This window comes from Streptomyces sp. NPDC031554 (genome assembly GCF_055580685.1).
The window spans coordinates 98,815-118,154 of sequence record NZ_JBVIKX010000013.1; the positions used below are offsets into that span (position 1 = coordinate 98,815).

At 73.9% G+C, this 19,340-nt stretch carries 20 protein-coding genes and 1 pseudogene; 6 read left to right on the plus strand and 15 right to left on the minus strand.

Annotated features, from left to right (window positions below; all coding sequences use genetic code 11):
* Nucleotides 1–2: 2 nt before the first annotated feature.
* Complete coding sequence (locus ACZ5FU_RS28780; protein ID WP_469047357.1) at nucleotides 3–725, plus strand: ABC transporter permease; 723 nt, start codon at nucleotides 3–5, stop codon at nucleotides 723–725.
* A gap of 150 nt (nucleotides 726–875) precedes the next feature.
* Here ACZ5FU_RS28780 and mug read toward each other — a convergent pair whose 3' ends face one another.
* From mug to ACZ5FU_RS28810, 6 genes are all read right to left on the minus strand, one after another.
* Complete coding sequence (mug, locus tag ACZ5FU_RS28785) at nucleotides 876–1,421, minus strand: G/U mismatch-specific DNA glycosylase (RefSeq protein ID WP_451530317.1); 546 nt, start codon at nucleotides 1,419–1,421, stop codon at nucleotides 876–878.
* Complete coding sequence (purB, locus tag ACZ5FU_RS28790) at nucleotides 1,418–2,860, minus strand: adenylosuccinate lyase (RefSeq protein ID WP_469047358.1); 1,443 nt, start codon at nucleotides 2,858–2,860, stop codon at nucleotides 1,418–1,420. The genes mug and purB overlap by 4 nt, the downstream gene beginning before the upstream one ends.
* Nucleotides 2,861–2,943: 83 nt before the next feature.
* Entirely contained in the window at nucleotides 2,944–3,732 is a 789-nt protein-coding gene (locus ACZ5FU_RS28795) for an SGNH/GDSL hydrolase family protein (protein WP_451530284.1), read from the minus strand.
* A gap of 116 nt (nucleotides 3,733–3,848) precedes the next feature.
* Nucleotides 3,849–4,862, minus strand: coding sequence for a hemolysin family protein (locus ACZ5FU_RS28800; RefSeq protein ID WP_451530283.1), 1,014 nt, complete (start codon nucleotides 4,860–4,862; stop codon nucleotides 3,849–3,851).
* Nucleotides 4,859–6,193: a hemolysin family protein gene (locus ACZ5FU_RS28805; RefSeq protein ID WP_451530282.1), complete on the minus strand. Its 1,335-nt coding sequence runs from the start codon at nucleotides 6,191–6,193 to the stop codon at nucleotides 4,859–4,861. Before ACZ5FU_RS28805 ends, ACZ5FU_RS28800 begins: the two co-directional genes overlap by 4 nt.
* A gap of 217 nt (nucleotides 6,194–6,410) precedes the next feature.
* Nucleotides 6,411–6,836: a GNAT family N-acetyltransferase gene (locus ACZ5FU_RS28810; protein WP_451530281.1), complete on the minus strand. Its 426-nt coding sequence runs from the start codon at nucleotides 6,834–6,836 to the stop codon at nucleotides 6,411–6,413.
* A gap of 351 nt (nucleotides 6,837–7,187) precedes the next feature.
* On the opposite strand from ACZ5FU_RS28810, the gene ACZ5FU_RS28815 reads away from it, so the two are divergent.
* Both ACZ5FU_RS28815 and ACZ5FU_RS28820 read left to right on the plus strand, forming a co-directional pair.
* Nucleotides 7,188–7,430 carry a toxin-antitoxin system HicB family antitoxin gene (locus ACZ5FU_RS28815; protein ID WP_451779495.1) on the plus strand — a complete coding sequence of 81 codons (243 nt, stop codon included), beginning with the start codon at nucleotides 7,188–7,190 and terminating at the stop codon, nucleotides 7,428–7,430.
* Nucleotides 7,431–7,434: 4 nt separating this feature from the next.
* Complete coding sequence (locus tag ACZ5FU_RS28820; RefSeq protein ID WP_451530279.1) at nucleotides 7,435–7,809, plus strand: fic family toxin-antitoxin system, toxin component; 375 nt, start codon at nucleotides 7,435–7,437, stop codon at nucleotides 7,807–7,809.
* A 667-nt stretch (nucleotides 7,810–8,476) separates the two neighbouring features.
* On the opposite strand, the gene ACZ5FU_RS28825 is transcribed toward ACZ5FU_RS28820, so the two are convergent.
* Nucleotides 8,477–8,644: a hypothetical protein gene (locus ACZ5FU_RS28825; RefSeq protein ID WP_469047361.1), complete on the minus strand. Its 168-nt coding sequence runs from the start codon at nucleotides 8,642–8,644 to the stop codon at nucleotides 8,477–8,479.
* 37 nt (nucleotides 8,645–8,681) lie between these two features.
* Here ACZ5FU_RS28825 and ACZ5FU_RS28830 point away from each other — a divergent pair.
* A pseudogene (locus tag ACZ5FU_RS28830) lies at nucleotides 8,682–8,942 on the plus strand (transposase family protein); the annotation flags it as partial.
* A gap of 105 nt (nucleotides 8,943–9,047) precedes the next feature.
* On the opposite strand, the gene ACZ5FU_RS28835 reads toward ACZ5FU_RS28830, so the two are convergent.
* The 5 genes from ACZ5FU_RS28835 to bioB all read right to left on the minus strand — a co-directional run bounded on the left by ACZ5FU_RS28835 (nucleotide 9,048) and on the right by bioB (nucleotide 14,886).
* Entirely contained in the window at nucleotides 9,048–10,322 is a 1,275-nt protein-coding gene (locus ACZ5FU_RS28835; RefSeq protein ID WP_469047363.1) for a hypothetical protein, read from the minus strand.
* Between the two features lie 521 nt (nucleotides 10,323–10,843).
* The gene (locus ACZ5FU_RS28840; RefSeq protein ID WP_451530276.1) at nucleotides 10,844–11,539 is read right to left on the minus strand and encodes a class I SAM-dependent methyltransferase; all 696 of its coding nucleotides are present in this window, start codon (nucleotides 11,537–11,539) and stop codon (nucleotides 10,844–10,846) included.
* Between the two features lie 65 nt (nucleotides 11,540–11,604).
* Nucleotides 11,605–12,399, minus strand: coding sequence for a dethiobiotin synthase (gene bioD, locus ACZ5FU_RS28845; RefSeq protein ID WP_468643494.1), 795 nt, complete (start codon nucleotides 12,397–12,399; stop codon nucleotides 11,605–11,607).
* 2 nt (nucleotides 12,400–12,401) lie between these two features.
* Nucleotides 12,402–13,682 (minus strand): adenosylmethionine--8-amino-7-oxononanoate transaminase, encoded by a 1,281-nt coding sequence (locus tag ACZ5FU_RS28850; protein WP_468838977.1) that lies wholly within the window; start codon nucleotides 13,680–13,682, stop codon nucleotides 12,402–12,404.
* Nucleotides 13,675–14,886, minus strand: a complete 1,212-nt coding sequence (gene bioB / locus ACZ5FU_RS28855) for a biotin synthase BioB (protein WP_451530274.1) — start codon at nucleotides 14,884–14,886, stop codon at nucleotides 13,675–13,677. The genes ACZ5FU_RS28850 and bioB overlap by 8 nt, the downstream gene beginning before the upstream one ends.
* 151 nt (nucleotides 14,887–15,037) lie before the next feature.
* Here bioB and ACZ5FU_RS28860 point away from each other — a divergent pair, with 151 nt between their 5' ends.
* Nucleotides 15,038–16,165 (plus strand): 8-amino-7-oxononanoate synthase, encoded by a 1,128-nt coding sequence (locus tag ACZ5FU_RS28860; RefSeq protein ID WP_451779483.1) that lies wholly within the window; start codon nucleotides 15,038–15,040, stop codon nucleotides 16,163–16,165.
* Between the two features lie 51 nt (nucleotides 16,166–16,216).
* Here ACZ5FU_RS28860 and ACZ5FU_RS28865 read toward each other — a convergent pair whose 3' ends face one another.
* The gene (locus ACZ5FU_RS28865) at nucleotides 16,217–16,459 is read right to left on the minus strand and encodes a DUF397 domain-containing protein (RefSeq protein ID WP_451530272.1); all 243 of its coding nucleotides are present in this window, start codon (nucleotides 16,457–16,459) and stop codon (nucleotides 16,217–16,219) included.
* Nucleotides 16,460–16,468: 9 nt separating this feature from the next.
* Nucleotides 16,469–17,329, minus strand: coding sequence for a helix-turn-helix domain-containing protein (locus tag ACZ5FU_RS28870; protein WP_451530271.1), 861 nt, complete (start codon nucleotides 17,327–17,329; stop codon nucleotides 16,469–16,471).
* Nucleotides 17,330–17,608: 279 nt separating this feature from the next.
* Here ACZ5FU_RS28870 and ACZ5FU_RS28875 point away from each other — a divergent pair, with 279 nt between their 5' ends.
* Nucleotides 17,609–18,085, plus strand: a complete 477-nt coding sequence (locus ACZ5FU_RS28875) for an ATP-binding protein (RefSeq protein WP_468643392.1) — start codon at nucleotides 17,609–17,611, stop codon at nucleotides 18,083–18,085.
* Nucleotides 18,086–18,359: 274 nt separating this feature from the next.
* On the opposite strand, the gene ACZ5FU_RS28880 is transcribed toward ACZ5FU_RS28875, so the two are convergent.
* Nucleotides 18,360–18,833, minus strand: a complete 474-nt coding sequence (locus ACZ5FU_RS28880) for a C40 family peptidase (protein ID WP_468643394.1) — start codon at nucleotides 18,831–18,833, stop codon at nucleotides 18,360–18,362.
* Nucleotides 18,834–19,340 lie beyond the last annotated feature (507 nt).

The window sequence follows — 19,340 nt, forward strand, 5'->3', positions numbered from 1 at the left end:
CCATGGGATTCCTTCCCGCGCTCCACGCCGAGTGGATCAAGACGCGCACGCTGCGGTCCCAGACCGTCACCCTGGGCGCGATCCCGCTCGCCACCGTCGCCTTCTCCCTGCTCGCCGCCGCCGACACCGACGCGGCCGACGCAGACCCGCTGTTCTCCGCCTTCTTCGGCGTCAGCTTCGGCCAGATCGCGGCGGTGGCCTTCGGGACGACGGCGGTGGCGGCCGAGTTCCAGGGCGGGGCGCTGCGCGTGTCCCTGGCCGCGGTCCCGCACCGCGGCCGCTGGTCCGCCGCCAAGGCCACGGCGATCGCCCTGCCCGTCCTGGCCGTGGGCCTGGCCACCGGCCTGCTGGCCTGGGCCGTGGCCGGCGGGGCGGCCGGTGGCGGGACGACGCGGTTCGGTACGGCCGAAGGACTGCGCGCTGCCGTCGGCTGCGGCCTCTATCTCACGCTGATGGCCCTGCTCGCCGCGGGTCTGACGGCCGTCGTGCGCAGCGGGGTGGCCACGCTCGCCGTCCTCGTCCCGTTCCTGCTGATCGTCTCCTTCGTGGTCGGCGACATGTCCGGCTCCGCCGCCGACCTCCTCCCCGACCGGGCCGGCCAGATCGCCCTCCACAGCACGTGGGACGGTGCCCTGGGACCGTGGACCGGGCTGGCGGTGACCGCGCTGTGGACGGCGGCGGCCCTCGCGGCGGGAGCCTGGCGGCTGCGGCACCGGGACGCCTGAGCGCGCCGGTCCCCGGCACGGCCGCTCCACCGGACCGGCACGGACCCGGTCCGTGCCGGCCGGGTCCACCCGTGAAAGGAGAGGTGCCCCGCCGTCACCGGGACCGGCCCGCCCCGGCCGACGCCCCGTCCCCCGGCGAGACCCCGGGGCTCACTCCTCGGCCGCCACCCGCAGCCGCGCGTACTCCTGCGCCATCGTCGCCGTCGTCCAGTGGGCGTTCAACCCGCTGGGGTTGGGGAGCACCCACACGCGCGTGTCCCCGATCGTCCGCTCCTGCGGCCCGATCCCGGCCGTCCGGTCGTCGAACGCCACCCGGTACGCGGTCACGCCGACCACCGCCAGCCAGCGCGGTTCCAGCCGGAGCACCTTCTCCCGCAGCAGCCGGCCGCCCTCGCGGTACTCCTGTGCCGTCAGCTCGTCGGCCCGCGCGCTCGCCCGCGCCACCACGTTGGTGATGCCGAGCCCGTACGACAGCAGCTCCCGCTGCTCCGCCGGCTTCAGCAGCCCGGGCGTGAAGCCGGACAGGTGCAGCACCGGCCAGAAGCGGTTGCCCGGCCGGGCGAAGTGGTGGCCGGTCGCCGCCGACATCAGGCCCGGGTTGATGCCGCAGAAGAGCACCCGGAGGCCGCCCGCGACGACGTCCGGCACGAGACGGTCGCGGGCGGCCTCCAGTTCCGCCTGGGTGAAGCGGGTCAGAGGATCGCCCCCGGGGTGTAGCCGGCGGCCTCCGGCCGCTGCTTCACGATCTCCTCGATCCGGCCGACGACGAGGGCCACCTGGTCGGCGGCGGCACCCGTGAAGGACAGCTTGTCGGCCATCAGCGCGTCGAGCTGCGCCCGGTCCAGCGGGATGCGCCCGTCCGCGGCGAGCTTGTCCAGCAGCTCGTTGCGCTCGGCGCCCCGCTCCCGCATCGCGAGCGCGGAGGCCACGGCGTTCTCCTTGATCGCCTCGTGCGCCAGCTCCCGGCCCACGCCCGCCCGCACCGCGCCCATCAGGACCTTGGTGGTGGCGAGGAACGGCAGGTAGCGGTCCAGCTCACGGGCGACGACGGCCGGGAAGGCGCCGAACTCGTCGAGCACCGTCAGGAACGTCTCCAGCAGACCGTCGAGCGCGAAGAACGCGTCCGGCAGCGCGACCCGGCGCACCACCGAGCAGGACACGTCGCCCTCGTTCCACTGGTCGCCCGCCAGCTCTCCGGTCATCGACGCGTAGCCGCGCAGGATCACCATGAGGCCGTTGACGCGCTCGCAGGAGCGGGTGTTCATCTTGTGCGGCATCGCGGAGGAGCCGACCTGTCCCGGCTTGAAGCCCTCGGTCACCAGCTCGTGCCCGGCCATCAGCCGGATCGTCCTCGCCAGCGAGGACGGCGCGGCGGCCAGCTGCACCAGCGCGGTGACGACCTCGTAGTCCAGCGAGCGCGGGTAGACCTGGCCGACGGAGGTGAAGGCCTGCGAGAAGCCGAGGTGCCCGGCGATCCGCTGCTCCAGCTCCGCGAGCTTGCCCGCGTCGCCGCCGAGCAGGTCGAGCATGTCCTGGGCGGTGCCGACCGGACCCTTGATGCCGCGCAGCGGGTAGCGGCCGAGCAGCTCCTCGACCCGCCCGTACGCCACGAGCAGCTCGTCGGCCGCCGTCGCGAACCGCTTGCCCAGCGTGGTGGCCTGGGCGGCCACGTTGTGCGAGCGGCCGGCCAGGACCAGCTCGCCGTACTCGCCGGCCAGCCTGCCCAGCCGCGCCAGCACCGCCACCGTACGGTCGCGGACCAGTTCCAGCGACAGCCGGATCTGGAGCTGCTCGACGTTCTCCGTGAGGTCGCGGGACGTCATGCCCTTGTGGACCTGCTCGTGCCCGGCGAGGTCGTTGAACTCCTCGATCCGCGCCTTCACGTCGTGCCGCGTGACCTTCTCGCGCTCGGCGATCGAGACCAGGTCGACCTGGTCGAGGACGCGTTCGTAGTCGGCGATCGCCGCGTCCGGCACCTCGATCCCGAGGTCCTTCTGGGCCCGCAGCACGGCGAGCCAGAGCTGACGCTCCAGCCTCACCTTCTGCTCGGGCGACCAGAGCGTGGCGAGCTCGGCGGAGGCGTAGCGTCCGGCGAGGACGTTGGGGATGCGGGGCTTGGCGGGAGCGGAAGTCACGTGTACGGATTCTACTGGCGATTCGTGCAGACCGGCGCCGTGCCCCCGTCCGTCGGAACCTACGAGACCCAGGTCACGGGCGGTCACGCCCGGGGTCCCTCGTACGGCAGCAGGTCGGGGCGCTTCGGCGGCAGGCCGTCGCCCGAGGAGCGGCCGGTCAGACGGCGGGCTATCCACGGCAGCAGGTACCGGCGCGCGAACCGGGCGTCGGCCACCCGCCGCGCGACCCAGGCCGGCGGCACGGTCGCGGGCATCGGCTCGTGCCACCCGGTGTCCTCGGGGTCGTACCCGAGGTCCTGCCAGACCGCCTCGGCGACCCGGCGGTGTCCCTCGGGCGTCAGGTGCAGCCGGTCCACGTCCCACATCCGCGGGTCGCCCAGGGACGGGGCGCCGTACAGGTCGACGACCAGGGCGCCGTGCCGGGCGGCGAGGCCGTCGACGCAGGCGAACAACTCCTCCATGCGCGGCCGGAACCGCTCCAGCACCGGGCCCTGGCGGCCGGGGCTGCGCATCAGCACGAGCTGCTTGCAGGAGGGGGCCAGCCGCTCCACGGCCTCGGTCAGCAGGTCCCGCACCCGGACCATGTCGCACTTGGGCCGCAGGGTGTCGTTCAGGCCGCCGACCAGGGTGATGACGTCGGCGCCCATGGTGGCCGCGACCGGCACCTGCTCCTCGACGATCTGGCCGATCAGCTTGCCGCGCACCGCGAGGTTGGCGTACCGGAAGCCGGGCGTGTGCGCGGCCATCCGGCCCGCCAGGAGGTCGGCCCAGCCCCGGTAGGTGCCGTCGGGCAGCAGGTCCGACATGCCCTCGGTGAAGGAGTCGCCGACCGCGACCAGGCTGGAGTACGGGGGAGTGGTGTTCGTCTGCATGGCGTCAGCGATGGTAACCCGCACGCCATACCCAGCGGTCGGTCACCCCCGCCGCCCGGTCGCGGTCCCGGTCCCGGGGCCGGACGGCCGGCCCCGGAACCGCTCGCCGCCCGGTCTCAGGCCCGCTGTCCGAACAGCTCCCGCAGCACGTCCTCCATGGTGACCAGCCCGGCGAGCCGCCCGTCGGAGCCGAGCACGGCCGCCAGGTGGGTGCGGCTGCCGCGCATCGCGGTGAGGACGTCGTCCAGCGGCGTGGTCTCGCGCACCCGGGCGATGGGCCGCAGGTCCCGCACCCGGAAGGGCTCCTCGCGCGGCGAGGCGTCCAGCGCGTCCTTCACGTGCAGGTAGCCCACGATCCGGCGCCCCTCGTCGACGACGGGGAAGCGGGAGAACCCGGATTCCGCGCCGAGCCGTTCCAGCTCCTCCGGGGTGACCCCCACGCGCGCGTAGACGACGCGTTCCAGCGGCAGGACGACGTCGCGCACCGGGCGGCGGCCCAGCTCCAGCGCGTCGTGCAGGCGCTCCTGGGCGCGGTCGTCGAGCAGGCCCGCCTCCCCGGCGTCCCGCACGATCTGCGCCAGCTCCGCGTCCGAGAACGTGGCCGTGACCTCGTCCTTCGCCTCGATCCGCAGCAGCTTCAGCAGACCGTTGGCGAAGGCGTTGACCGTGAAGATCACCGGTCGCAGCGCCCGGGAGAGCGTGACCAGCGGCGGTCCGAGCAGCAGGGCGCTGCGCACCGGTTCGGCGAGCGCGATGTTCTTCGGCACCATCTCGCCCAGCAGCATGTGCAGGTACGTCGCCAGGGTCAGCGCGATCACGAAGGACACCGCGTGGCCCGCGCCCTCGGGGACGCCGACCGCGTGGAACACCGGCTCCAGCAGGTGTGCGATCGCCGGCTCGGCGACCACGCCGAGGACCAGCGTGCACAGCGTGATGCCGAGCTGGGCGGCCGCCAGCAGCGCGGACACGTGCTCCAGGCCCCACAGCACGCTCTTGGCGCGCCGGTCGCCCTGTTCGGCGTACGGCTCGATCTGGGAGCGGCGTACGGAGATCAGCGCGAACTCCGCGCCGACGAAGAAGGCGTTGACGACCAGGGTCGCCAGGCCGATCAGCAGCTGGACGGCGGTCACCGGTCCGCTCCTTCCACGTCGTCCTGGGGGAGCGGGGCGTGCAGCAGGACGCGCGCCGCCCGGCGGCCGGACGCGTCGACGACGTCCATGCGCCAGCCGGCCACGTCCAGGCTGTCGCCGACGGCCGGTATGCGGCCCAGCTCGGTGGCGACCAGCCCGGCGAGGGTCTCGTAGGGGCCGTCGGGGGCGTGCAGCCCGACGCGCGCGAGCTGGTCGGTGCGGGCGGCGCCGTCGGCGGAGTAGATCCGGCGGCCCTCGTCGTCGGTGCCCGCGCGGGCCAGGTCGGGCGTCTCGTGCGGGTCGTGCTCGTCGCGCACCTCGCCGACGACCTCCTCGACGATGTCCTCCAGGGTCGCCACGCCCGCCGTGCCGCCGTACTCGTCGATGACCACGGCCATCGTCCGCTTGCCGGAGAGCCGGTCGAGGAGCCGGTCCACGGTGAGGGACTCGGGGACCAGCAGGGGTTCGCGCATCAGCTCGGCGACGGACACGCGCGCCCGCCGCTCCGCCGGCACCGCCAGGACGTCCTTGATGTGCGCGGTGCCGACGACGGTGTCCAGGCCGCCGCGGAACACGGGGAACCGGGACAGGCCCGTCGCCCGGGTCGCGTTCGCGACGTCCTCGCAGGTGGCCTGGGCGTCGAGGGCGATCACCTGCACGCGCGGGGTCATCACGTTCTCCGCGGTCAGGTCGGCCAGGTTCAGGGTGCGCACGAACAGCTCGGCGGTGTCCGCCTCCAGGGCGCCCTGCCGGGCCGAGTGCCGGGCCAGCGCCGCCAGCTCCTGCGGGCCGCGGGCGGAGGCCAGCTCCTCGGCGGGCTCCAGGCCGAAGCGGCGGACGACCCGGTTGGCCGTGTTGTTCAGGTGACCGATGAACGGCCGGAAGGCGGCGCTGAAGAAGCGCTGCGCGTTGCCCACCCGCTTGGCCATGGCCAGCGGGGTGGAGATCGCCCAGTTCTTCGGCACCAGTTCGCCGACGACCATCAGGAACACCGTCGACAGCGCCGTGCCCACCACCAGGGCGACGGAACTCGCGGTCGCGCTCGACAGACCGGCCGACTCCAGCGGCCCGGAGATCAGCTTGGCGATCGAGGGTTCGGCGAGCATGCCGACCACCAGGTTGGTGACGGTGATGCCGAGCTGGGCGCCGGAGAGCTGGAAGGTCAGGTTGCGGACGGCCTTGAGGGCACCGGCCGCGCCGCGTTCGCCGCGCTCGACGGCCCGCTCCAGCTCGCCGCGTTCGACCGTGGTCAACGAGAACTCGGCGGCGACGAAGGCGCCGCACGCGAGCGACAGCAGGATCGCCACCAACAGCAACAGCAGTTCCATCACCGGTTCACCTCCGTCCCATGATCGGACAGGAGGGGAAGGATCGCGCGACGTCGGGAACCAGGAGGCTCGCCCATGGGCGGAGGCTCACACCTTTCGAGGACTCGGTGAGGGGGACCGTGCGGCCCGTGCGGATCGCACGGTCCCCCAAGGGTAAAGGGGCGGCAAAAGACCGTTGTCGGCGGCCCCGGACCGGCCGCCCGACCGGAGCGCCGTCGGCTCAGCCGGTCAGCGGCTTCACCCAGCGCCGCCACTTCTCCTCCGGCATGTACCCCGCCGCGCGCCACGCATGATGGGCCGTCTCGTTGCGCGTCAGCACCATCGCGTCGCCGCGCCGCCCCCCGAGCCGGACGAACCGCTCCTCCGCGGCGGCGAGCAGCGCCGTGCCGACGCCCTGCCGGCGGTGCGCCGGACGCACCGCCAGCCGGTAGAGGTGGCAGCGCCAGCCGTCGAAGCCGGCGATGACCGTGCCCACCAGCTCACCGCCGCGCTCCGCGAGGATCAGCGCCTCGGGGTCGCGGGCGACGAGCCGCTCCACCCCCGCGCGGTCGTCGCTGATGCTCGTGCCCTCGGCGGCGGTCCTCCAGAAGGCCAGCACCGTGTCGAGGTCGTCGGGCGTCGCGGCCCGTATCCGCAGATCAGACATGGGGCGATCCCACCACGCGAGGGACACCCCGGCACCGGATTCCAGCATCCGGACGCCCGCGGCCCCTTTCCCGCCGGGACGCGGGGACGCCGGGACGCCGGACCGGCCGCCCGGCCGCCCGGCCTCGCGGTCGTACGGGGCCGCCCGGCACGTACGTCGCGACCGTCGCGATGCCGAAGACCGGGCCGCGCCCTCCGTCCCGAAGCCCAGGCGGAGTCCTGGTCGGTGAGCGCGCCCGCAGCGGCCGGCCGGGGCCGGTCGAGCGTGGTGTGACCGGGAGTGCACCCGGTATCACTACTGGGTTCCCGTCCGCCCTTGCCGGTGCTAGCGGATCGGCGCTAGCTTCGAGGTATGGCGAAGACCCAGCTGAACGTGCGCGTCGACGAGGGCACGGCCAAGGCCGCCCGCGAACGCGCCACCGCGCGCGGCATGAGCGTCAACCGCTACATCGAGGAACTGGTCAGGCAGGACACCGGCGAGGCGGGCCACACGTTCGTCGAGGCCGCGGCCGACTTCATGAAGCGGTACGAGGACGTCTTCGCGGAGGAGTTCGGCACGCTCCGCGAGGGCGGCGCCCGCGAAGGTCGCCGCTGACCCCTTGAGCGACCTCACGATCGACCTCGCCTGGCTCCTGATGATCGCCGAGCGGAGGACACCCGGAGACCCCCAGGTCACCGACTGGGGCGCCCTGGTGGCGGCGGTCGCGCGCCACGAGGCCCGGATCTTCGACGTCCCCGTCTACGACTCGCCGCACGCGCGCGCGGCGGCACTCCTGCAACTCCTCCTGCACGTCCCGGCGCTGGAGCGCTCGAACGCCCTCTTCGCGTGCGCCGTCGCCTACGCCTATCTGGTGGCGAGCGGAGCGAAGGTCGTGACCACGCCCGAGCAGGTCCGCGACCTGGCCCGGCTGGTCAAGACCGGCGACGCCTCGGTCCACGACGTCGCACGGGAACTGCGCCGCTGGAGCCTGTGAGCGGTCCCCGGCTCCCGGAACGCGCCGTCCGGACAGGAGCCGGGTGGTGTCCGCGAAGTCCCGCCCGGCTCGCGGCGTCCGGCACCCACTCCCCCCGGAGGGGGCACCCCCGGCCGCGTCGTCGGGACCGCCCGCCCGCACCCGGCACGGGGGCGGCCCGCCGCCTTGCGACGCTCCCCCGCTGCCCGAACGGCGTGGGAGGTGCCCCCAGCACCGGACGCCGCGGGGTCCGCCTGCCCGGCGGCGCCCGGCACGCCCTCCCGCCGCACCGGGCTGACTGGAAGCGCGGTCCGGTGCCGGGTCGATCCCCGCCTCCTGGAGGCTCTCACAGACAGTAAAGGCGGCCACCTTGATCCCAAGAACGAGGAGTTCGCCGTGGATGCGGCGATACCCCCCACCAGGATTTTCCCGCGCAAGCCGCAACACCAAGAGCCGGATGGAGCGCACGGTCCGCGGCCTTCCCGAGCGCTTCGGCCGGGAAGCAGCAGCGTGGCGGCGCGCGACCAGATCGCGGTGCCAGCGCAGCACCGTATCTGGACGCACCAGCACCCTCGGACTGCGCGGCACCTCCGACGGCAGCCGGTGCGGCCACGACGCCGAGAACGCTCGATCGCCCGGGGTGAACCGGTGCCGCTTGGAAAGTCATCGCTACTGGTCAAGTCGCATGTCAGCACTCTTTGATCGCTCCGCCGAGGGTGCGGGTGCGGGTGCGGGTGCGTAGGAGTTTGCCGGGACGGCCGTGCTGGACCGGGAAGACCTGCGCCCGGCGACGGCGCGGTATCAGCGAGGCGATCACCATGACGGCAGCCCAGCTGCTACCGACGCTCCAGGACATGGGCACGCACCTGCAGCGACGACTTTCCGAGCGGTACAGGCAGATCCTCGTCCTCGCGGACCGCGCCTACCAGGGCGCCGGCGTCACCGTCCGCACCCCCTGCTACCACCACAGCGAACAACCCGAGCACCACCAGCAGTTCAACCGCGACCACGCCCGACCGAGCGCACCCGGCGAACGCGCCTTCGCGCAGTTGAGATCCTGGCGGCTGCTCCGACGAGCCAGATGCTCCACACGCCGTATCGGCACCATCGCCCGAGCCGTTCGCACACTGCTGATCTGCAACTGTTCAGGATGAAAGAGGTTCACCATCCCGAATGCCCCGTTGTCACGCTCCCGTGTCGACGGGCCGAACGGCACGCGCCCGCCGGCCCTTTGCCGGGCCCTCCGCGGACGGTCCGGATCACACCGCGAGCCGGACCGCCTCGATCCACGACTTGTTGTCGTGGGTGCCGGCGTAGGTGAAGTCGTACCCGGTCCCGGGCTCGTCGCACGCCAGGCCGAGCCAGGCGTCGTCGTGGACGTAGGAGGACTGGCAGACGGCGCCGGCGCCACCGTCGACGTTGATGGTGAACCCCAGCATGTGCGGGGCGTCCTTCTCGGTACTGCCGACGTAGTTGTCGATGCCGTCGACGGCGTTCGACCACGGCTCGGGGAAGTGTCCCTCGCCGTTGGTCGACGCGGGGTCGTGGACGAAGGCGCCGCCGGACGTGCCCCTGGTTCCGGACACGGCGATGTTGACGGCCGTGATCGGTGCCCCCGAGCCCGCCGTGCCCGCTGTCCCGCCGTCGCACACCGCGTCGCTCCAGCCCCGGCCCGCCGCGTAGACCCGGTAGCAGATGTGCCGTCCGCCCGGATCCTTCACGGCCAGTCGCCGGACGGCGGTCGCCGCGTTCCTCTCCGGTGCCTCGGCTTCCTTCACCTCGGCCGAACGGGGCGGCACAGACTTGGACTTGGGCTCGGACTTGGGCTCGGACCTGGGTTCGGGCTCGGCCCCGGAATCGGACTCGGCCGGTGAGCCGGACGCGGACTCGGATCCGCTCGGCGACGCCGAGGGTGACGGGGACGCGGCCTGGTAGTCGACGGCCGGGATGCCGTCGGACGTACCGGGGTCGAGCGTCGTTCCGCCGGCGGGAGCCGTCTCGACCGTGCGCTCGTCCTCACGGTTCAGTCCGATTATCAGCAGCGGTACGCAGATCAGCACCGCCCCGACGATGGCGGCCGCGGCCACCATGGGCCCGCGCAGACGTCCCGGCCCCGTCCCGTCGGCGTCCGCGTCCGCCTTCCCGCCGTCACCGTTGCCGGCCGCGACCGCACCGGCCACCGCACCGGCCACCACCCCGGCTCCCGCTTCGCCGGGCTCCGCCGCCTGCCGCCGCTGTTCCTCCGGCTGCCCCTCTTTCTCCTGCCGTTCCTCCTCCTGCTCGGCTGCCGCCGGTTCCTCGGTGGTGGACCGGAAGTCCCATCGGGTGCGCCGCCCGGGAGCGGGTTCGGAGGACGACACCGTCGACACCGAGGCGTCCGGATCGGCGGCGGAGTCGGGAGCAGGGGCGGACTCCGGCGTGCGCGGTCTCAGGTCCGTGCCGGGATCCTCGCCCGGCACGGGTACGGCGACCGCGCGGCGGACGGCCAGGGAAGCCGTCGTCTCACCGGCCCGGGGTTCATGCTGACGCGGCATGAGCACTGCTCCTTGTCGAAGGTGGGGGCGGACGGTGCGATGTCATCGGTGCTCGCCGATGCCGCCGGCCGGTCATCCGTGCACGGCACCGGGCCGGACGGCCGCTCCGTCGGCTCACGACTCACTCAACCAACTCTGGATGACACCTGGTTGCGTCCAAACCCTGGCGAGATGAACGGAAGTCGACACAAGGTCCCGTTCGCTCGTCGGCCGCACCACGCTGCCAAGGGGGGAACCCTCCGGAACGCGCCCCGGCCGACGACGGGGCCGCGCCCCGCGAGGCCGTCGCCGGTGGCGATCCTGCCGGCACCACGGATCAGGTCGCGGACCCACGCGCCACCGGAAGGCTCGCGGTGACCACGCACGGGGGTGGGGCAGGACACCGGTACGACCGCCCGTGCACCGGATGCACCCGGGTGGTCCGACGACGCGGCGGTGGGGGTCCCTCCCGCGCGAGCGGAGCCGACCGTGGGGGAGCCGTGCCGGGCGTCGCGCGCCCGACGGGAAGGGGCAGGCACGCCCTAGCGGAGCGCCCCGTCGGCGACCGGCCGCCAGGCCGTGCCCAGCCGGCAGTACGACGAGGGCAGCGCCGGTCCCCTCTCCGGGACCAGCAGGCTCCGGTACGGGCCGAGTTCGAACCCGGCGTCGCGCAGCGCCCCGACCGGGTCACGGGAGAGGTGGCAGCCGCCGCACAGGAGTGGCCACACCGTCCGGTCCAGCGCGTGCTGGGCGAAGGCCATGGCCGGGCCGCCACCCGTGCCGTGCTCCAGGAACCGCACCTGGCCGCCGGGCCGCAGCACCCGTCGTACCTCGGCGAGGGCCCGCGGCAGGTCCCGCACGCTGCACAGGACCAGCGAGAGCACCGCCGCGTCGAAGGCCCCGCTCTCCACCGGCAGGGCCTCGGCCGTGCCCGGCACGACGTCCACCGGCACCCCGGCCCCCGTCGCGGCCCGCGCCGCCAGGACGCGCAGCCGCCGCTCCGGCTCGACCGCCACGACCCCGGAGACCGTGCCTGGGTAGTGGGCGAAGTTCAGGCCGTTGCCCGCGCCGATCTCGACGACGCGGCCGGAGAGCCCGGCGAGCAGCCGGCCGCGCAGCGCGGCCAGGCCCCCGCGGGTCTCCGCGGTCACGCTCAGCCGGGCGTAGCAGCGCGCGAACAGCGGGTGGCGGACGGGATCGCCGGACACCTCACCGGAGCCGGCGGACCGTATCGGCATGGCGACCTCCCGGGCCGGACGGGCCTACCGGGATTCTCCCCCGTGCGGGCCCGCCGCGCCCCCGCTCACGCGTCCGACCGGTCCGCCCCCCGGCCGAAGGACGGGCCCGGGTCCCCCGGCCCCGCCGGGGACGGGCTCCAGGGCTCCGGTGCCGTCCGGCTCCGGAAGGCCTCCGCCTCCCACGTCCCGTCCAGCCGGGACGCCAGCCAGCCGGGGGCCGCCGCACGGAAGCCGGCCGGGGTGAGCGACCCCGACCCCGCGGGCAGCGCGCCGAGCAGCGGGGCGCCGGCGACGTCCGGCAGGTCGGTGACGTTGCACCGCGTCGCCAGGTCGGGGGAATCTGGCCAGGAGCCGATCACCACCCCGAGCAGCTCGAGTCCCCGCAGCCGCAGTTCACGGGCCGTCAGGTCGGTCGTGTTCAGCGTGCCGAGCCCCGCCGACGCCACCACCAGCACCGGCGCCCGCAGCAGTTCGGCGGCGTCGGCCAGCGTGCCGCCCGCCTCGTCGAACCGCACCAGGAGCCCGCCGGCCCCCTCGACGAGGACCAGGTCGTGCTCGGTGGCCAGCTTGGCCGCCGCGTCGGCGACCTCACGCGGCCGCACGGGCACCATCCCGGCCCGCAGGGCCGCCGTCGCCGGCGCCAACGGCTCCGGATAGCGGGCCAGTTCGGCGGTCGTGACGTCACCCGCCAGCCGTGCCACCTCGTCCGCGTCGCCGCGCTCGTCCGGCCGTACGCCGGTCTGGGCGGCCTTCAGCACGGCCACCGAACGGCCCGCCGCGAGCGCGGCGGCGGCGACGGCGGCGGTCGTGACCGTCTTGCCGACCTCCGTGCCCGTCCCCGTGATCACCAGGATCGGCATGGTCATCCCTCCCGCGCCGCCGCGCACACGGCCCGCGCGATCCGCGCCAGGTCCTCGTCACCGGTGACGTACGGCGGCATCGTGTACACGAGGTCGCGGAAGGGCCGCAGCCAGACGCCCTCGCGCACGGCCGCCCGCGTGGCGGCCTCCATGTCCACCTCGTGGTCGAGCTGGACGACCCCGATGGCGCCGAGCACCCGCACGTCCTTCACGCCCGGCAGGGCCGCGGCCGGGGCGAGTCCCTCCCGCAGTCCCGCCTCGATCCGCCGGACCTCCGCGAGCCAGTCCTGCCCGAGGAGCAGCTCGACCGAGGCGCAGGCGACCGCCGCGGCCAGCGGGTTGCCCATGAACGTCGGACCGTGGGCCAGCACCGGCACCTCACCCCGCGAGATGCCCTCGGCGACCCGGCCCGTGCACAGAGTCGCGGCCATCGTCAGATAACCGCCGGTCATCGCCTTGCCGACGCACATCACGTCCGGGGTCACCCCGGCGTGACCGGCGGCGAACAACGCGCCCGTGCGGCCGAACCCGGTGGCGATCTCGTCGAACACCAGCAGCACGCCGTGCTCGTCGCACGCCTCGCGCAGCACCGTCAGGTACGCGGGGGAGTGGAACCGCATCCCGCCCGCGCCCTGCACCACCGGCTCCACGATCACCGCGGCCAGCTCGTCGGCGTGCCGCCCGATCGCCGCGCGCAGCTCACGCGCGTACGACTCGTCGTACTCGGTGGGCGGCGGACCGACGAAGACCTGCCGGGGCAGGACCCCGGTCCACAGGTCGTGCATCCCGCCCTCGGGGTCGCACACGGACATCGGCTGCCAGGTGTCCCCGTGGTAGCCGCCGCGCCAGGTCAGCAGCCGCTGCTTGCGGGGACGGCCCAGCGAGCGCCAGTACTGCAGGCACATCTTCGCCGCGACCTCGACCGACACCGACCCCGAGTCGGCGAGGAACACGTGCTCCAGCCCCTCGGGCGAGATGTCGACGAGCAGCTTCGCCAGCCGCACGGCGGGCTCGTGGGTGAGCCCGCCGAACATGACGTGGCTCATCCGCCCGAGCTGGGCGCGCACCGCCTCGTCGAGCACCGGGTGGCGGTAGCCGTGGATCGCCGACCACCAGGAGGACATGCCGTCGACCAGCTCGCCGGAGCCGTCGGCGAGCCGCAGCCGGACCCCGCTCGCCGACTCCACGACGAGCGGGTCCACCCGGCCCGGCATCGGACCGTACGGATGCCACACGTGCCGCCGGTCGAGGTCCAGCAGCCCGGACACGTCCCGCTCAGGCATTGGGCGCGAGGTCCGTCCCGGCGCCCCGGCGGCGGACGGCGACCAGGTCCGTACGGGCCTCGTTCGCCTGCGGGACGGAAGCCGGGGCGCGGACACCGCCGTCCTCGTGCGACCCGCAGACGCCGCCGGCCCCGTGCCCCCCGCAGCCGCCGGCGTCCTCGGAGGACCCGCAGCCGCCCCCGTGCGAACCGCACCCGCCGGCCCGGTGCTCCGGCAGCGTCACCTCGCCCGCGCCCTCCACCTCGAACCCGGCGTCCGCGATCATGTCGAGGTCGGCCTTGCCCGCCTGGCCCTCGGTGGTGAGGTAGTCGCCGAGGAAGATCGAGTTGGCCAGGTGCAGGGCGAGCGGCTGCATCGTGCGCAGGTGGACCTCGCGGCCCCCCGCGATGCGCACCTCCACGTCCGGGCAGACGAACCGCACCATGGCCAGGATGCGCAGGCAGCGCTGCGGGGTGAGGTTCCACTCCTTCGCCAGTGGGGTGCCCTCGACCGGGATCAGGAAGTTCACCGGGACGGAGTCGGGGTCCAGTTCGCGCAGCGAGAAGACGACGTCGACCAGGTCCCCGTCCGACTCGCCCATGCCGGCGATCAGCCCCGAGCACGCCGACAGACCGGCCGCGTGCGCCTTGTGCACCGTGTCCACCCGGTCGGCGTACGTGTGCGTGGTCGTGATGTCCGCGTACGTCTCCTCGGACGTGTTCAGGTTGTGGTTGTAGGCGTCCGCGCCCGCCTCGCGCAGCCGCTCCGCCTGGCCGTCGGAGAGCAGGCCCAGGCAGGCGCACACCTCGACGCCCTCGTTCTGGTCCTTGATCGCCTTGATGGTCTCGGAGACCCGGTCGACGTCCCGGTCGGTCGGGCCGCGCCCGGACGCCACCAGGCAGACCCGCTTGGCGCCCCCGGCCAGCCCCGCGGCGGCGGCCCGCGAGGCCTCGTCGGGCTTGAGCCAGGTGTACTTGAGAATCCCCGCGGTGGAGCCGAGCCGCTGGGAACAGTAGGAGCAGTCCTCCGGGCACAGGCCCGACTTGAGGTTGACGAGGTAGTTGAGTTTCACCCGTCGCCCGAACCAGTGACGGCGCACCTTCCCGGCGGCGGCCACCACGTCGAGCAGGTCGTCGTCGGACGTGGCCAGCACGGCCAGCGCCTCTTCGCGGGTCGGCAGCTCGCGCCGAAGCCCCTTGTCCACCAGCGTGTTCAGCAGGTCCATGAGAGCCGATCCTGTCCTACCGACCCGTGCGCGGGCCAGGGAGAGTTCGTACAACGAAGGGCATTCGACGTGTGGGTATTGCCACACCATGGGATACGCGACGTACGGCTAGTGTCTGTCCACTGCCTACAAAATCCCCGGAGGACGAGCCATGGCGTTCGGCTGGATCGACGAGCGGGCGCGGGCGCGCCGCACCGCCGGCCTCGTACGGACCCTGCGCCCCCGTCCGGCCGACTCGCCGCTCCTGGATCTCGCGAGCAACGACTACCTGGGCCTCGCCCGCCACCCCGAGGTCACCGAGGGCGCGGCGCGGGCCGCGCGGACCTGGGGCGGCGGCGCGACCGGCTCCCGGCTCGTCACCGGCACCACCGAGCTGCACGCCGAACTGGAACGGGAGCTGGCCGACTTCTGCGGCTTCGAGGCGGCCCTGGTCCTCTCCTCCGGCTACGCCGCCAACCTCGCCGCGGTCACCGCGCTGGCCCCGCACGGCTCCCTGATCGTCTCCGACGCGGGCAACCACGCCTCGCTCATCGACGGCTGCCGGCTGGCCCGCGGCACCACGCAGGTCGTCGCGCACGCCGACCCCGACGCCGTCCGCAAGGCGCTGGGCACGCACGCCGGCCCGGCCCTGGCGGTCTCCGACACGGTCTTCTCCGTCGACGGCGACGCGGCCCCGCTGGCCGCCCTCGCCGGTGCCTGCCGGGAGCACGGCGCCGGTCTCGTCGTCGACGACGCCCACGGCCTCGGCGTCCTCGGCGCGGGCGGCCGCGGCGCGCCGCACGCGGCGGGACTGGCGGGGGCGCAGGACGTCGTGGTCACGGTCACGCTGTCCAAGTCGCTGGGCAGCCAGGGCGGCGCCGTGCTCGGACCCGCGCGCGTGATCGACCATCTGGTCAACACCGCCCGGACGTTCATCTTCGACACCGGCCTCGCCCCGGCGGCGGCGGGCGCGGCCCTGGCGGCCCTGACGCTGCTGCGGCGCGAGCCGGAACGCGCGGCACGCGCGCGTGCGGTGGCGGGCGAGCTGCACGCGCGCCTGACGGCCGCGGGCCTGGAGGCGGTGCGTCCGGACGCCGCGGTCGTCTCCGTGCGGGCCCCGTCCCCGGAAGCGGCCGTGCGCTGGGCGGCGGACTGCCGGACGGCGGGCCTGGCCGTGGGCTGCTTCCGTCCTCCCTCCGTGCCCGACGGCGTCTCCCGCCTGAGGCTGACCGCCCGCGCCGACCTCGGCGAGGGGCAGATCGAGCGCGCGGTGCGGGTGATCGGCGCGACCCGGCCGTGAGCCGCCGTCCCCCGGCCGTGCGCGGGACGGCGGCCGGGCGGCGGACCGGGATCAGCGGAACGCGGCGGTGAAGTCCGCCCAGCTCCCGGGGGAGAAGAGCAGGGCGGGCCCGGCCGGGTCCTTGGAGTCGCGCACGGCGAGCAGACCGGCCCACGGTCCGCGGTCCGGGCGGGCCGTCTCCACGCAGTTGTTGGCTCCCGTGCTGTGGCTGCTGCGCAGCCACCGAAGGTCCCGCGGGTGGGGGAGAGCGGGCGGGGCGGTGCCGGAAGGTACGTCGCGAGGCAGTGCGGTCATGGTGCCTCCTTACGCGCCGTCAGCTGTCGCGGCGAGGTAGTCCAGTGAGTCCCCGGGCGAAAGGGCCTGCGCCCGGAGGGCGTCGAAGGCCTCGGTGTAGGCCCGGAGGTCTTCTTTCCGTTCGAGATGGACGCTACTCGTCAGGTGATCGAGAACGACCACATCCAGATCAGAAGTGGTCGAAAACGAGAAGATGACGAAAGGGCCGGTGACACCGACGTGCGCCCCGGCGCTGAACGGCAGCACCTGGAGCCTGACCTGGGGCAGCCGGGCCGCCTCCACCAGCCGCTCCAGCTGCCGCGCCATGACCTCGCGGCCGCCCACCTCCCGCCGCAGCACCGCCTCGTCGAGCACCACGTCCAGCTCCAGCGGCGGCCGGGCCCGCAACACGTCCTGCCTGGCCAGCCGCACCTCCACCAGCGTGTCCAGCCGGTCCTCGTCGAGACCCTCCACCGCGGCCCGGGTCACCGCGCGGGCGTACGCGGGGGTCTGCAACAGCCCCGGCACGACGGTGGTCTCCAGGGTGCGCATCGCGCTCGCCTGCGACTCCAGGCTGATGAAGTCCCGGTAGGTGGGCGGCAGGACCCCGCGATAGGCGTGCCACCAGTGCTCGCGCCCGCCGTCCCCGACCGGGCCGGCCAACGCCAGCAGCAGCTCCCGCAGTTGCGCGTCGCGCACGCCGTAGGCGTCGAGGAGCGACCGCACGTCGGCCGGTTTCGTACCACTGGTGCCGGTCTCGATCCGGCTCACCTTCGACTGGTGCCAGCCCACCAGCCCGGCCGCCTCACCACTGGTGAGGCCCGCACGGGAACGCAGCGCCCGCAGTTCGGCGCCCAGCTTCCGGCGGCGCACCGCAGGACCGTGCTGCATGGGACCTCGTCACTCCCTCCGGGTCGTCCGCCCGCGCTCCGCCCCAGGGCGTGTCCGACCGTTCCCGCCGGACGCCGCGCGCCGACCCCACGCGAATCGTCGGACACGTTCTGGCGGAGTTCACCGCATCGAGCGACAGATATATGCACATCTTGGTGGATCACCACTCGCGACCGGCGTGTTGATGGCACTCTGGCGGCGAAGCACCAGTCCGGGACCGTACTCGAACCATCCGCACCGTGTCGGACTCCGGTCCCGTGGGAAAGGGACGACGTCGCCATGGCAGATCACCTGGAAGCATCCGTCACTCTGCCGAGCGATCCCGCCTCGGTGTCCACTGCCCGCACCCACGTGCTCGACACCCTCGCGCAGTGGGGTCTGCCGACCACCGCGGAGCTGGCCGACACCGTCCGCCTGATCGTCTCCGAACTGGCCACCAACGCCGTGCAGCACACCTTCGGGCAGTCGCCCACCTTCACGGTGGACCTCGTCCTCGAGCGCGACGAGCGGCTGTACGTCGGTGTCACCGACAGCCATCCGCGGTTCCCCCAACGGCTGCCGGCCGCCGTCCAGCAGGACAACGGCCGAGGCATGGTGATCATCAGATGGCTGACCGCGGAGTGCGGCGGCAGGCTCCGGGTCCGCCCCACCCGGGAGGGCGGCAAGACCGTCTTCATCGAGCTGCCCTGGACGGTCCCCGCCGAGCCCGCCGCCCAGGTGCCGCCGGCGACGGCGGCGGGGCCGCAGGACCTCTGACGGGCCCTCGGGGCGCGTCCGGGCTCCGCTGAGCCCCTCCGGGGGCCGCTGAGCCCCTCCGGGGGCTCTTTGGGCCCCGTGGGGCCTCTCGGGGCCTTCTCGGGCCGCCCCGCCCCGGCGGCGGCCCCTCAGGAGCGGCCCGGGCCCGCACGGCCCTCCGGGAGGCGGCCCGGCGGCCGCCGCGCCCCGCGAAGGGCCGGGAACGGACGCCGGGGCGGTGGGTGGGTCCCGGGGCGGTGGCGGCGCGTCAGGACGCCGCCACCGCCCCGGGAGGTCACTTGACCCGCCCGTACCAGACGCTCTTGGTCCAGATCTTCTGGAGCCGCACCACGTCCCCGGTCTTCGGGGAGTGCCAGATCTTGCCCTTACCGGCGTAGATCCCGACGTGGTAGACGTTCGACCCCGAGTGGAAGAACACCAGGTCCCCGGCCTTGCGGCTGCCGGCGGAGATGTGGCGCGTCTTGTTGTACTGCTGGGCGGCCGTGCGCGGCAGCTTCTTGCCGGCCTTCTTGAACGAGTACAGCGTCAGCCCGGAGCAGTCGAACCGGTTCGGCCCGGTGGCCCCGTACCGGTACGGCGAGCCCTTCTTGGAGGCCGCCACCTTGAGCGCCTTCGTCGCCGGGGTGGCGGCCGCGGCGTCGGACGCCGCACCCGGGACCACGATCGAGCCGCCGACGGCGGCGATGGCGAACGCCGAGGCCGTACCGGCCCGGGCCATGAGCGACGGGACACGATTGAGCGCAGTCATGCGCAACCCTTCGTCAGCCGCCTGTGAAGGATGACCTGTCGGATTCGGGCTGGCGAAGTTGCCCGGCCGCTGCTGCGGCTTCACCCCAAGGGCTGCTCGGCCCGGCGCCTCCCCTGGCGGGGACGGCCGTACCGGCGACCCGGCTTGCTCGGGTCCTCCACTCCTGCCGGTGCACTCCTGTCGACTCGGGCATCCGGACGGCGGCAGGACTCGGCGTCCGCCCGGACCGCCCCGCCGCTTGTGGCGGGGGCTTGTCGTCAGTCACGGATCTTGACTCACCGATGTCCGAAAATCCCAACGGAACCGGGTATTTGTGGGGTTACTCACCACTCACCCGTTCGGGTGGACACCCTGATGTTCGATCAGATGTCAAGGAGCCACCAGGCCTCCGACCAGCACGGGAACCCTGGATTCCGCCCACTTCGGCCGCTCGCCGCGCAACTTCTGCGGCTCGGGGAAAGCAGTCACCCGTACGCCGAACAGGGGTACACCGTTCGGTCCGTTTGT